This window comes from Sporosarcina sp. ACRSM, from assembly GCF_022346545.1.
Classification (GTDB): domain Bacteria; phylum Bacillota; class Bacilli; order Bacillales_A; family Planococcaceae; genus Sporosarcina.
Map to the genome: position 1 here is coordinate 174,032 of NZ_JAKRNU010000001.1, position 13,973 is coordinate 188,004.

Below are 13,973 nucleotides of genomic sequence, written 5' to 3' on the forward strand. Positions count from 1 at the left end.
ATTCAGATACCCTTTTTATTACTATCAAGGCAACAAAAAGAAAAAAACCCCTCTAAATAAGGTGACAAACGGAATTTCGAAAGTTTTACGGCTTAACTGATATTTTGTTCCGTTTGTCTATTTTCTTGTTCTATTCGTCCAATCATTCCCTATGGAACAGAATAGAATACGAAAAGGAGGTTGTGCCTTTTGGCTCAAGAATTTATAGTCAGCCCAGGTCAGTCAATACAAGCCGCCATTACCGTAGCAAATGATTATGACACCATTCGGGTGCTTCCAGGCACCTACACCGGCCCCATCGTTATTAATAAAATGATTCAATTACTAGGCGCTCAAGCCGGGGTTGATGCAAGAACGCGGACAGGTGCCCCTGGTACTGAGTCCATTATAACGGGGACATCTGTGACTGCCCTGGTTCAATTAGCGGCTAACAATGTCGTAGTTGATGGGTTTACCATTCAGGGAAACACTGCTGGAGCAGGCGCATATTCCCTTCCAACCTTTTCAGGTTATTGGTTCTTTAATAATATTGTACAAAATAATGTTTTCGGTTTTTATGTCAATTCAAATGGGGAAACTGAAACACAAGTTAGGCAAAATATTTTTAATAATAATAATCAAGCCGGAGCTTCAACCGGTAACGGAGTCTATTCTGATCAAGGCATTCAAAACCTATTAATTGATAGCAACCGATTTACAGGACCCCATGCAAATGCATCCATCAATATGGCTACAAATGCGTCTGATGTCGTTATTGTAAGAAATGAAATGCTTACAGACAACTCGATCGCTTTAATTGATACGACAAATGTAACCATCGCTTGTAACACATTAACCAATACGCAAGGAAGTTCAATATTCTTTGGTGGCGGAACCAATCGAACTGATATAAACAATAATATATTGCACAATAGCATTTCAAATGGGATTTCAGTAACCACTGCTTTCGTACCTGGACCGAATTCAAATATCCGGGCAAAACATAACAATATTCAGGGTAATGCCAATGCTGGACTTAATATTGCCGCAGGGGCCTATGCAGTTGCACCAAGATTATTAGATGCCACAAATAACTGGTGGGGGGCTCCTGATGGACCTTCCGGTGCAGGTTCTGGATCAGGGGACGCTATTCTGCTTAACGGAAACCCACCGACCATTCTTGAATTTGAACCTTTTTTACAATCTCCACCGCTTCCCTGTTCCACTGATCTGGCGTGTCAAGCTGCTCTTGAAGCCTTACAACAACAACTTGCAGCGTGTCGACTACAACTTGCCAACTGCCAAAATCAAAGCAAATTTAAATGCCAAAATCCTAATCCACGTTGTATTAATACAGCAGGATCTCAGCGTTGTGACAAATGTCAACGCAAATCATGCCGGTGCAAGAAGTAAAAAAATGTATTGAAACAGGCGCTCTCATTCAAGCGCCTGTTGTTTTATTCAACAAAGTTTTTGAAGCCTACCTACACTACTTCATAAAGGGACACAGTCCTCATAATGCAAATTACAACGTTTAGAGGTTTGATACAAGTCATGATGAAGTAAATGTAGGTGAAATGCTAAGAATGCCGTTTGGTACCCTGTTCTCATTTTGGTGGAGCTTTTTGATACGTTCCCAACAACCAATGAGCTTCATTAATATTGACAATAAACAATTTTCCACTATCCTTTTGTTAATCCAACCTTTACATAAAAATCGCCAATCAACAGAACCTACTCAAAAGGAGGAGGTGTTTCAATGGAAAGCAACGACCCAAAAAAGTATACGGAAGCGGGGACGGATATCGAGGAGGTCAAACGTCAGAACGCCAATTCCGGACTGACGTATAATGAGATAAAAGAAGTACTCGCGAAATCTTGTGGATTTGGCACTGGCCAGTACAGCGACACGGATGCTGAAGCAGTCCGGGAGCAAAACCGCTAAATCCTTTTGTTAAATGCAAAAATCTGGTACGCTCACGATTCAACATCGTTTTCGTACCAGATTCCCTCTACATCAATTTCTCCACCCGTTTCACAAATGCCTCTTTCTCATATTCATGATACAGCTGGCTTGCCAGCTTCACCGGATCGCCAAAGAAAAACCGTTCGTACAACGTTTCGCGTGTCCCGAACGCACTCATCGTCAAATCCCATGCCAAACGGAAAAGCTTCACACGCTCTTCCGCATTTTTGGATGCTGCTTGTAAATACTGATCCAAATCTTTGCGTATCGTCGATTGGAATGCTTTTTCAGTCGGTATAGACATTAGACCGCTCGCCCCTAATTGCTGGATGATTTCAGCAAAGCGCGGATAGATCCGTGGGTAGACATTGCTGGCGATTTGCAGTGTCGTTTGGTCCGGGCGCATAAATCCTGCTTCATCTAGCTGGGCTTCGGATTCCGCTTTCAGTACAAGCGCTTTCATCGTTTCCAACACGACAATGACCTCGGTGGCTTTTTCTTGTACATGCTGGTATTCCCCGATCTGGATCGTATCGATGATCGACTGAACAACACCGAGGATAAACTCCGTCTTCACAATTTGTCTGGAGACGACTTGATGCAAAGTGAATGGCAAATAGGCACTCGTACGCATAAAACTGTTCGCTACTGCCATATTGTCACAATAAAACACGCGCTCCCAGGGCACCCAGACGTTGTCGAACACGACGATCGTATCCATTTCCTCATAGCGTGAACTAAGCGGATAATTAAAGGCGGAATCCCCTCCGACAAATGATTCCCTGCATACAAATCGGAGTCCTTCACAATTGCTTGGGATGGCAAACGCAAAGCCATTCGCCTCAACATGCACGCCTCCCGATGAGATGACGACAATCTCATCCGTAATCCCACCTTGCGTAGCAAGTAAACGCGCTCCTTTGATCAGGATACCGTTTTCATTTTTGGCCATCACTTTCGCCGCGATCGGCTCTTCCGACTCTTCAAAATAAAATGCCTTGCGGTTCACTTGCGGGTCGATAAACGTATGGGTCATCGACAAATCATTTTCGCGTACATATTCATAAAAGGCTAAAACATTTTCCGGAAAACAACTCGCTTTTCCTTTTAACCAATCTACGGAAGAGGCAAGTGCCGTGATGACGGTATTCATATAGTCCGGACTTCTTCCCATCATGCCGTTATTCAATCTGGCCCACTCTTGAATCATGAGCCGCCTTTTCGTTAAATCCTCCTTTGTTTTCGGCTGTAAAAAAGACATGCCGACCCATTGCCCTGTTGTAGGAGAACGGTACAGCATCTTTTCCCGAACTTCTGGTTGGTGCTGTAAATCATATAATGCCGCTTGGCTTTTCATGATTCCTTTAAAGGCGGCATGTTCCGAAATCTTGCCTGTAATGGGGGTGCCATCTATCCATACATTTGTTTGCAACCGATCGATCCTGCTAATATAGTCACTTCCCGTACTGGCTGGCAACTTCCCACTCCTCATCGCTGAAGGTTTGCATGTGTCGTCAAGGCATTTCCTTCTCTATATCTATCTTATTATTTCCGCCCAGCAATCGTGACAAGTCGGCGATGAACGAGATTTAGACGAGCCCCGTCAACATATACAAACAAATGATAAAGAAACAAGCCAACGTTTTGATGATCGTAATGACAAAAATATCTTTATACGCTTGTCGATGCGTTAGTCCACATACTGCTAGCAATGTGATAACGGCTCCATTATGCGGCAATGTATCCATTCCGCCTGCCGCCATCGACATCACGCGATGCATCACTTCCAATGGAATATCAAATGCGGCCGCGGCTTCTACATACTTTTCTGCCATGATTCCTAACGTAATACTGATTCCGCCAGATCCGGATCCAGTTATGCCGGCAAGTGTATTCGTTAAGACTGCTCCATTGATCAATGGATGGGTGAAAGCCGTCGAAAGCGCGTTTTGCACAACAGCAAAACCTGGTAATGCTGCAATGACTCCACCAAAGCCGAATTCGGATGCCGTGTTCATCGTCGCCAATAAAGCACCACTTATCCCTACATTCAAGCTGGCTTGGAAATTCGCTTTAACGGCTTGAAAATTCAATGCGATGGCAGTGAAAATACCGACAAGCAATGCCAGTTCAACAGACCAAATCGCAAGTTGCTGGTTCATGTTAACGCTTCCATATTCATTCAAACCGAGCGTCGCAAATTCAAATCCATCTGCATACCACTTCGGAATATTCACGGTAAAAAACTTATTCATCACACCGACAAGAATAAGAGGTAGAAAAGCAAGCCAATCTTTCATTACGATTTTCGTCGTTGATGCCGATGATGTCTGCGTATGAACGGTTTCAGTCGTAGCCGCAAGCTCGCCATTCGCTGTCGGCTCGCTTATTTTATTTTTCCCGATACCATAATACCCTTCCCCATTCGCTGCCGCTTTGCGGCGACGGCTCTCCAAATAGAGCATGCCCGACGCAAATATGAATGCAGCGCCGACTAATCCAAGAATGGGCGCGGCATAGACATCCGTATTGAAAAAGCTGGTCGGGATGACGTTCTGGATTTGCGGCGATCCCGGAATGGCATCCATGGAAAAGGTAAAAGCACTAAATGCAATCGTTGCAGGGATCAGCCGTTTCGGAATATTCGCTTCTCGGAATAACTGAGCTGCAAAAGGATAAATGGCAAACACCGCGACAAATAAGCTCACACCGCTATAGGTTAATATAGCCCCCATTAGGACGACTGTAAGAATTGCCTGTTTGGCACCGATAAAACGGACGATGATTTTAGCGATTCTTTCCGCAATGCCTGTCATCTCAATGACTTTACCGAAAACGGCACCTAGTAAGAAGACTGGAAAATATAATTTCACAAAGCCGACCATCTTTTCCATAAAAACATTTGAAAAGAACGGCAGTACATAACTTGGATCTGTGAAGAAGACCGCAAACAATGCGCATAACGGAGCGATGATGATGACAGAAAAGCCCCGATATGCGAAAAAGATCAGAAAGCCGAGTGAAAGTAGAATAATCAGCAATTCCATAAATTCACCTTCTATCGCGAGATTTGGTCGTAAAAGTAAAACTGGGAAACTTAAAGCCTAACAAGAAGGGACACCTCAAACTGAATTGAGGTGTACGCCTCGGCAGTTCTACCTTTCGTTACACCGGGTAAACGCCATGTTTCCGCTCGGTGAATACCATGTATTTGGATAAATAAACATCCAAACGCGATGCAAGCTCTTCACGTAAACGGTTCGGTTCTACAATATCATCGATGATCAAATCTGAAGCAAGACGGTAAATGTCGATATCCTCGCGATATTCCTCCCGCTTTTCCGCGATGAAGGAAGCTCTTTCCTCTTCAGGGAGGGAGGCGATTTTATTCGCATAGACGGCATTGACCGCTGCTTCCGGTCCCATGACCGCGATGGACGCTGTCGGAAGTGCAATGCAGCAATCCGGTTCGAAAGCGGGTCCCGCCATCGCATATAACCCCGCGCCATAAGCTTTCCGGACGATGACTGTCATTTTAGGGACGGTCGCTTCACTCATCGCTGAAATCATTTTCGCACCGTGTCGGATAATCCCGGCCCGTTCAACATTCGTTCCGATCATGAAACCGGGTACGTCGACAAGGAATAATAGCGGTATATGGAAAGCGTCACATAGATTAATAAACTTCGCCGCTTTATCGGCGCTATCATGAAATAGCACTCCACCTTTGACACGGGGCTGATTGGCAATGATTCCGATCGGCTGGCCATTGATCCGTCCAAGTGTCGTTATAAGTTCAGGAGCAAAAAGCTTCTTAATCTCACATTTCGAACCTTCATCAATTAGGCGATCAATCAATTGGTACATATCGAATGATGCGTTTTGATTGTTCGGGATGATCTCTTCGATGCTTTTCTCAGAAATTGTGGGCGCTTTTGCCTCCGCTTTTACTGGCTTCTCCGTAAAGTTTTCTGGGAAATATGTTAAATAGTTTCGCGCGTAGGCAATGGCTTCTTCTTCATTTTTCGCGAGGACATCTCCACAACCCGATACCGAGCAATGCATCTTCGCGCCGCCCATTTCTTCCAGCGTCACTTTTTCCCCTATCACCATTTCAGCCATCCGAGGTGAGCCGAGATACATCGAGGCGTTCTCCTCAACCATGACAACGATATCACAGAAGGCTGGAATATAGGCGCCCCCCGCAGCGGATGGTCCAAACAACAGGCAAATTTGAGGGACTTTCCCTGACATTTTCACCTGATTATAAAAAATCCGTCCGGCCCCTCTGCGACCTGGGAACATTTCCAATTGGTCCGTGATCCGGGCGCCTGCCGAGTCGACTAAGTACAGCATCGGACAACGCAGCTTTTCGGCCGTTTCTTGAATGCGTAAAATTTTCTCAACGGTCCGTTTCCCCCAAGAACCCGCTTTGACAGTCGAGTCATTCGCCATGACACAAACCGTGCGGCCATGAATTTTACCAATGCCTGTGACAACGCCATCCGCCGGTAAATCACCTGCTAGTAAATTGGCAAACAGCCCGTCTTCCGCTTTCAGCCCATCGTCAAAAAGCAGTTCCAATCGATCACGGACAAACAGTTTCCCTTGTTCTGTATTTTTTTGATGATATTTTTCCTGGCCGCCTTGCAAGACGGATTCTTTTTTCAGTTGGTAATCAGATTGCGAGATTGTTGTCGTCATATTGTTTCCTCCCTATTTCCCTGTATATTGAAGACTGCGGTTTTCTGCAAACGCCTATTACCCTTCCAATCGATGATTCATGCGTTAAACGCTAGCTTTTCGGTTTTCTTGGCAGTTCGCCGCTTCCATCTCCATTTGGCGGCTCTTCAATTTTTCACCCCGAATGTTTTCAATAAGGCGGGCCGATGTCATTACGGCATCGACTTCGACGCCGGTCTCGATTCCCATTCCATGGAGCATATACAATAAGTCTTCGGTCGCGACATTGCCGGAAGCCCCTTTGGCGTATGGACAGCCGCCCAATCCTCCGAGCGCGCTATCGAAAATTGTAATGCCCATTTCAAGTGATTTCACAATATTAGCGAGTGCGGTTCCTCTCGTATCATGGAAATGCATGGCAAGCTGATCCGCACTGAAATACGGCAGCAATTCCTCAAGCAATCGTTCCACTTGCGTAGGGACGCCGACGCCGATTGTATCGCCTAAAGAAAGTTCGTCGATTCCCATGGAAAAAAGGCGGTCGGCCACTGTTCTGACTTGTGCGGGTGCTACCGCTCCTTCATACGGGCAACCGATCACGGTTGACAAATAGCCTCTCACTGTCTTGCCCGCCGCTTTCGCTTCTTTTACAACCTCTTCCAAGATCGGATATGTTTCTTCTATGGATTTATTAATATTATTTCGATTATGCGCCTCGCTTGCTGACATGAAAATGCTCACTTCATCGACTTCGATGTCCAATGCCCGTTCCAGGCCATTTACATTCGGGACGAGCGCGGCATACGTGACACCCGGCTTCCGACGGATATTCTTCAATACTTCTGCAGCATCAGCCAGCTGCGGAATCCATTTCGGGTGGACAAAGGAACTCACTTCGATATACGAAAGTCCTGTTTCGGAGAGCGAATCGATCCATGTAATTTTGTCCGCTGTTGATATGGACTGTTTTTCATTTTGCAAGCCGTCTCGCGGTCCGACTTCTTTAATCGTGACAGATGTTGGTAGTTTCAATGATAAAACCTCCTATTCAATCTCAACGAGGATATCCTCGTCATTGACGAAATCTCCTTCTTGGATTTGGATCTTCTTGACTATGCCGTCCTTTTCAGCGGCTATCGGAATTTCCATTTTCATCGATTCCAGGATGATGATATCTTGTCCTTCTTTCACTTCATCCCCTTCCGCCACCAATACTTTCCAAACACTTCCTGCCATACTCGCTACAATATTCGTCATGTTCATTTCCTCCTCATTGATCGATAAATTTCGGTTGCCGTTTTTGAATAAAGGCTTCGACGCCCTCTTTTACATCTTTCGTCTGGAATACTTGGCCGAAATAATCCGCTTCAGTCACCAACCCTTTTTGAAGCGTTTGCTCATAACCGACATCAATCGATTGCTTGGCAAACGAAACGGGTTGCGAAGAATGATTGCAAATCTTCTCTGCGATTTCCAGCGCCTTTTCTAGCGCTTTCCCTTGCGGCACGACATGATTGACGAGGCCGATTCGTTCAGCTTCTATAGCTGAAATCGATTCCCCAGTGAAAATCATTTCTTTCGCCCTTGCTTTTCCGATCAAACGCGGTAACCTTTGTGTACCGCCAGCGCCTGGGAATAATCCTAATGTCACCTCGGGCAGACCAATCTCAATGGATTCCTCCGCAATCCGGATATCGCAGCTTAAAGCAAGTTCACATCCTCCGCCTAAGGCGAGTCCGTTGATGGCGGCGATGGTCGGATGGGGCAGCTGTTCGATCTTATTAAGCGGTTGTTGAAGCCAAAGCGCCTTCTGTTTCGCTTCTTCCACCCCTTGTCCGATCCATGCCGGGAATCCTTTGATGTCCCCTCCGGCAACAAAAGCCCTCTCTCCTCCACCGGTGAGAATGACGACCTTCACATCCGGATGACGTTCGATTTCCTCCACGACTTCGTTCAATTGTTCAATGACAGCGGCGCTTAAAACATTGACCGGCGGATTATCAATAACGATCTTTGCAATATTTTTTTCCAGGGACCATGCTACAACACGGATTTTTTGCATCGGCTTGCCTCCTTATGCTTCTAGTTTCACTTCACCGAAATCTTGACGTAAAATATATTTCTGGATTTTGCCGGAAGGTGTTCGTGGCAATTCATCGACGAATACGACTTTCCTCGGCTTTTTATAGCTCGCTACATGTTGCACACAATAACGGATGACTTCTTCCTCCGTCAGTTGGGAATCTTTCTTTTTAACGACAACCGCGCACACCGCTTCGATGTATTTCGGATCAGGTATGCCGACGACGGAAACTTCTTGAATGTCTTCGTGGCGATAGAGAATATCCTCGATTTCAGCAGCGTAAATGTTCTCGCCGCCACTTCGGATCATATCTTTCTTCCTTCCCGCAATCGTTAAGTATCCATCCTGATCGAGCTTCCCTAAATCGCCCGTTTTACACCAACCGTCTACAAACGTTTCCATCGTCGCTTTCGGATTTCGCCAATAGCCTACTGACACCGCCGGCCCTTTAATCGCAATCTCCCCTACTTCACCGACAGGCAACATATTGCCATGATCATCAATGATCTTGATTTCCGTAAGCGGCATCGGCTTGCCGACCGTTTGCCCTTTTGTAAATGCATCTTGCGGGTCGAGCGATGCAGCGATCGGTGTCCCTTCCGTTAATCCATATACTTGTACAACACCTACATTTGGATACAGTTCTTTCAATCGTTCGAGAGCGGATGGCAATAATGGATCCCCACCGGTGTAAATCGTCCGAAGCTTTTCCAACTTATACTGATCGATGTCCGTAGCGTTCAGCATTTCATAAATCATAAATGGAAATAAAAAGCAATCGGTCACTTCCTCCTGCTCAATTACCGATAGAATTCGACCGATCTCAAATCCTTGACTCTCCGTAATGACCAGTGTTCCACCCATCATAAGAACGGGCAGTCCAATGTCTTCCATCGCACCTACATGATAGAGCGGACCTGTTGTCATGCCAATTTCTTGACCCGTGAATTTCCATTTCAACGATTGGATAGCTGAAAACCATAGGGTCGTATCATGTGTCCAAATGGCTCCTTTTGGCCTGCCCGTCGTCCCCGATGTATACATCAGCATGACCGGATCACTTAATTTAACGTTCTGTTCCGGCACTTCTTCTACTGAACCGTCTTCCAACAGTCGCCAAGGTTGAGACCACTCCGGAATCGGTTCCTGTTCATTCTCCAAGCAAATGTATTGTTCCACAGCCACTTGCTGGCGTACTTTATCCAATTCACTCGTCAAATTCGAATGAAAGCATAATACTTTCGTTTGGGAATCGTTAAGGGCATATGCAAGTTCCCCACTTGAAAGCCGGAAGTTTAAACGCACCGCAATGGCACCAATTTTTGCGGCAGCAAAATACAACCCGAAGTATTCCAAGCAGTTATACAGCAAGACGCCCACTCGATCCCCTTTTTGAACGCCTAATTCGCGAAGCTGATTGGCATAGCTGTTCGATATACGATGGAGGTCGGCGTATGTCCAACTTCTCCCCATCTCTTCTTTTAATGCAATTTTTTCCCGAGTTGCCGGATGGAGCCCATTCGCCATCTTTCTCGTAAACAGTCCAACATCCATTGGATTTCCCCCTTTCGTTTCTCGCTATTACTACAAGCAAGTTTCATGCCAAGTCCAAATACATTGAATAATCCATGTTTTTAAACTTCTATTCACGCAGATATTTGCTGCATTTTCCGGGAATCCGGAAAATGGTTATGACTTCTGCTTTCCAAAAATCTCATTGGATATGGTTTTTCTTCACTCACACACATGGATAAATGGGCAAAATAAAAAATCCGGAAATCCGAAAAGTTTTCCGGATCCCCAGATTATTGTTGATCAATCGATGAGTTGATATTTTTTAATCTTCTCGTAAATGGTGGAGTTGCCAATTCCTAGCATCATCGCAGCTTTATTTCTATCGTATTGGCTATTCTTTAACGCCTGTTCAATAGCCTGCTTTTCAGTCTCTTCCACAATTTCCTTCAATGTTTTTTTCTGTATATCTACAGCTTCCTTCGTCAAGTAATCCGGCAAGTCTGGCATTCTAATGAGGCTATCTTGCGCCAAATGGACGCCGGCATTCAGTACATTTTCCAATTCCCTTATATTCCCGGGCCAGTTATACCGTTGAAATAATGCGAGTACGTCTTGCTGAACGCATTGCACCCGTTTTCCGATTCTGGACGTTATTTTCTCAAGAAAATGCTGGACGAGCATTGGAATATCTTCCGTTCTTTCACGCAAAGGCGGAACCATTAATTGCACGGCATTGATCCGATAAAATAAATCCTCGCGAAACTCCCTGTTTTCAATCATTTTTTCCAATGGGCGGTTCGTAGCAGCAACAATCCGGACATCCACTTTTTGAGATTGAAGGGAGCCGACCGGTTCCACTTCCCCTTCTTGAAGAACACGCAACATCTTCACTTGCATATGTAGAGGCATATCTCCAATCTCATCCAAAAATAAGGTCCCGCCATCCGCCAGTTGAAACTTGCCGATCTTCCCGCCTTTTTTCGCCCCTGTAAAAGCACCTTCTTCATAGCCAAATAACTCGGATTCTATTAAATGTTCCGGAATTGCACCACAATTCACACTGACAAACCGTTTTTGACTGCGTGAACTTAGTTGATGGATGCTTTGAGCGATAATTTCCTTTCCTGTTCCACTTTCTCCCCTAACCAAGATGGAAATATCTCCTTCAGCGATTCTTTTAATACGTTCTTTCAATTCCAATATAGCTTTGGAGTTCCCTTTTAGATCATGTAAGGTATAGTTGATCCCGTTCATCGGCTCGTCTTCAGGATGATAAAGATTGTTCCTTGCCAATAGTTCTTTTATATTATTATTCATTTCCTTCCAATCATGAAGATCACGAAATAGGATTGTCCCAATCGCACCAATGATCTCTTTATTTTCGATAATGGGAATCCGATTCGCGATGACAAAACTGCCGCGCAGAAACTGTAAGTCCGCCATTTCCGATTGACCGGTTTGAACGACAAGATGCATCCTGGTATTTTCAATAAGATTTGCGACATACTCCCCAACGACATCTTCCCGATTCACTTCTAGAAACTCGCAATATTGGTTGCTCATATACTGGATTTTCCCGTTCCGATCCACAATGACCGTTCCATAATTGGCACTTTCAAATACGATGTCGAGTAATTGATGATTAAAGAACTGCTCGGAAATCATGTGATGTCCCCCTTCTCCCATTCACCTCTTCTCTAACTATTTTACATGATATCCGAACCTTCTCAAAATAGAAAAAACTCATCATTTTTCCTATGGACATAAAACGACGATTTGATAAGGTGTCGTTTGGGCTGGGATACTTCTAGTCGTCGCACCATAGACCACAATCAAATTCCGATTGGCAGGATTCCCCCTAAAGGCCTGCCCGTTTTGCAGAACGATTGGTGTATTGGGAGCGAGATTCAATTGCAGCATCCCATCACTGCTGACGAGTTGTCTGTTGAAATAATCGACTTTCACATTTTGATAAGAATGGTCCTTGGCCATGACAAGAGCTCGATATTGTGGAGGATAAATGAGAGGTACAGGGGCATTTGCATCATAAAAGCCAGTGACTCGATCCCCGACCGACACCATAGCATGTTCCACAAAATAAGTCGTAGGCGACACAACAAAATTGACGATATTCCCATAACCGTTATCTACCGTAAATAATGTATAACAACCTTCACTGCCGGCATTTTGTCCGATTGGAAAATCATTGATTGCTGTGACAGTTCCACTAAACGATAAAAAACTGACCATACTTTTCCTCCTATCCAAATGGACCTCTATCTAGATTATTCAAAGGCTAACAAAGCGTGAAAGTTCAGTGCTATGTCTATCAAAAAAGAAGCACACCGCTTCTTGCCGATGCGCTTCCTCTCTTCTTAAAATTCCTCATAAAATGCTGGATCTTGATTTTTCAATCGCCCATCCGGACGTGTCAATGTTGCGATTCTTTCCATCTCTTCCTCATTTAAGGTGAAATCGAAAATCGAGATATTTTCCAGTTGGCGTTCTGGAGAGGCTGACTTTGGAATTGGAATGGCTCCCAGTTGAATATGCCAACGTAAGATCACTTGCGAGATCGACTTGCCATGCTGATCGGCAATCTGTTGGAGCACTTCGTTTTCGAGCAGTTCATTGGCTCGGGCGATCGGACTCCAAGACTCGGTCTTCACATTATGTTTCTCATGCCATTGCCGTTGTTCTTCCTGATTGAAAAAAGGATGCAATTCAATTTGGTTGAGACTCGGCAGTACACCCGTTTCTTTCTGTAGTCGCTCCAAATGTTCAGGCAGGAAATTACATACACCGATGGAGCGGATGAGTCCTTGTTTTTTCGCATCGATCAACGCCTGCCAAGCTTCCACATACAAATCTTGCTTCGGATTTGGCCAATGAATCAAATAGAGATCATAGTAATCCAGATTTGCACGATATAAGGATTCTTGAATCGTGACAATCGCTTTGTCATACGTTTGGTAACGTCCCGGCAATTTGGATGTAATCCGTAATTCTTCCCGCGGTACCGAACTCCGCCGAACTGCTTCCCCTACTGTCCCTTCATTTTCATAGTTATAGGCGGTATCAATCAGCCGGTAGCCGATATCAATGGCCTGCTTGATCGCATTTGCGCCTTCATTTCCATTCAGCTTATATGTACCTAAACCAAGAGTAGGCAACGTTAAGCCATCGTTTAATCGTATTTCTGAGATTACTTGATTCATTTTCTCTTTCCCCTTTCCTTTATAAGGTAAAGGTATCATTTAGCTATCTAAGAATTCAAATAGTTGAATCCTTTATCTACTCACCCGAGAAAAACCTCCTCCCATGACGAGTTCGTCACAGAAGGAGGTTTTCCTGTTAAGAAGGCTTCATATGTGTGATTCTAGATGCAAATTGAGGGTTGAATTCCTCGGACGCGACTTAGAATCCGCCGTGTTCAATCTCTCGGTACGAATGTTTTACAATCGGTTTCTTCACTGCTCGTTGCCTTTTTACCTTTTTGGCTGACAACGTAAATCGATTTGGCGCTACATTTATTGCCTGAGCTCCAATATTTACAGTTGTTCACTTCACAAAGAATTTCTTGAGCCACGGCTTCACACCTCCTTTTTTGTAGGATGCACAAGATCGCGAGAAAAAATACTTATTTTAAAATGGTTCAAACCAACCTTACTTTACATATGTTATGATGGACAAGGTTCTAAAAAAGAGGTTCGCAAACTCCCTCTATAAAAAACTAAGGAGATGTAG

Annotated in this window: 13 protein-coding genes and 1 riboswitch; of the genes, 2 read left to right on the top strand and 11 right to left on the bottom strand. The window is 44.7% G+C overall.

The window, feature by feature from the left end; translation table 11 throughout:
* The first annotated feature begins 189 nt into the window (after nucleotides 1-189).
* Together MHZ95_RS00795 and MHZ95_RS00800 are read left to right on the top strand one after the other, a co-directional pair.
* Nucleotides 190-1,392 (top strand): right-handed parallel beta-helix repeat-containing protein, encoded by a 1,203-nt coding sequence (locus MHZ95_RS00795; protein WP_239388484.1) that lies wholly within the window; start codon nucleotides 190-192, stop codon nucleotides 1,390-1,392.
* Between the two features lie 346 nt (nucleotides 1,393-1,738).
* A complete protein-coding gene (locus MHZ95_RS00800; protein ID WP_239388486.1) occupies nucleotides 1,739-1,924 on the top strand; it encodes a gamma-type small acid-soluble spore protein in 186 nt (61 codons plus the stop codon).
* A 67-nt stretch (nucleotides 1,925-1,991) separates the two neighbouring features.
* On the opposite strand, the gene hpaB is transcribed toward MHZ95_RS00800, so the two are convergent.
* From hpaB to MHZ95_RS00855, 11 genes are all read right to left on the bottom strand, one after another.
* Nucleotides 1,992-3,422, bottom strand: a complete 1,431-nt coding sequence (gene hpaB, locus MHZ95_RS00805) for a 4-hydroxyphenylacetate 3-monooxygenase, oxygenase component (RefSeq protein WP_239388488.1) — start codon at nucleotides 3,420-3,422, stop codon at nucleotides 1,992-1,994.
* A 112-nt stretch (nucleotides 3,423-3,534) separates the two neighbouring features.
* Nucleotides 3,535-4,992 carry a GntP family permease gene (locus tag MHZ95_RS00810; protein WP_239388490.1) on the bottom strand — a complete coding sequence of 486 codons (1,458 nt, stop codon included), beginning with the start codon at nucleotides 4,990-4,992 and terminating at the stop codon, nucleotides 3,535-3,537.
* Nucleotides 4,993-5,110: 118 nt separating this feature from the next.
* On the bottom strand, nucleotides 5,111-6,649 hold the full coding sequence (locus tag MHZ95_RS00815) for an acyl-CoA carboxylase subunit beta (protein ID WP_239388492.1): 1,539 nt from the start codon (nucleotides 6,647-6,649) through the stop codon (nucleotides 5,111-5,113).
* A gap of 84 nt (nucleotides 6,650-6,733) precedes the next feature.
* Nucleotides 6,734-7,660: a hydroxymethylglutaryl-CoA lyase gene (locus MHZ95_RS00820; RefSeq protein WP_239388494.1), complete on the bottom strand. Its 927-nt coding sequence runs from the start codon at nucleotides 7,658-7,660 to the stop codon at nucleotides 6,734-6,736.
* A gap of 12 nt (nucleotides 7,661-7,672) precedes the next feature.
* The gene (locus tag MHZ95_RS00825; RefSeq protein WP_239388496.1) at nucleotides 7,673-7,885 is read right to left on the bottom strand and encodes an acetyl-CoA carboxylase biotin carboxyl carrier protein subunit; all 213 of its coding nucleotides are present in this window, start codon (nucleotides 7,883-7,885) and stop codon (nucleotides 7,673-7,675) included.
* Between the two features lie 13 nt (nucleotides 7,886-7,898).
* Nucleotides 7,899-8,690, bottom strand: a complete 792-nt coding sequence (locus tag MHZ95_RS00830; protein WP_239388498.1) for an enoyl-CoA hydratase — start codon at nucleotides 8,688-8,690, stop codon at nucleotides 7,899-7,901.
* 12 nt (nucleotides 8,691-8,702) lie between these two features.
* On the bottom strand, nucleotides 8,703-10,265 hold the full coding sequence (locus MHZ95_RS00835) for a class I adenylate-forming enzyme family protein (protein ID WP_239388500.1): 1,563 nt from the start codon (nucleotides 10,263-10,265) through the stop codon (nucleotides 8,703-8,705).
* 261 nt (nucleotides 10,266-10,526) lie between these two features.
* Nucleotides 10,527-11,891 (bottom strand): sigma-54 interaction domain-containing protein, encoded by a 1,365-nt coding sequence (locus MHZ95_RS00840; RefSeq protein WP_239388502.1) that lies wholly within the window; start codon nucleotides 11,889-11,891, stop codon nucleotides 10,527-10,529.
* 90 nt (nucleotides 11,892-11,981) lie between these two features.
* Nucleotides 11,982-12,476: a hypothetical protein gene (locus tag MHZ95_RS00845; protein WP_239388504.1), complete on the bottom strand. Its 495-nt coding sequence runs from the start codon at nucleotides 12,474-12,476 to the stop codon at nucleotides 11,982-11,984.
* Between the two features lie 125 nt (nucleotides 12,477-12,601).
* The gene (locus MHZ95_RS00850) at nucleotides 12,602-13,444 is read right to left on the bottom strand and encodes an aldo/keto reductase (RefSeq protein ID WP_239388506.1); all 843 of its coding nucleotides are present in this window, start codon (nucleotides 13,442-13,444) and stop codon (nucleotides 12,602-12,604) included.
* 215 nt (nucleotides 13,445-13,659) lie between these two features.
* Entirely contained in the window at nucleotides 13,660-13,815 is a 156-nt protein-coding gene (locus MHZ95_RS00855) for a DUF1540 domain-containing protein (RefSeq protein ID WP_239388508.1), read from the bottom strand.
* 110 nt (nucleotides 13,816-13,925) lie between these two features.
* A riboswitch (PreQ1 riboswitch) is annotated at nucleotides 13,926-13,969 on the top strand.
* Nucleotides 13,970-13,973 lie beyond the last annotated feature (4 nt).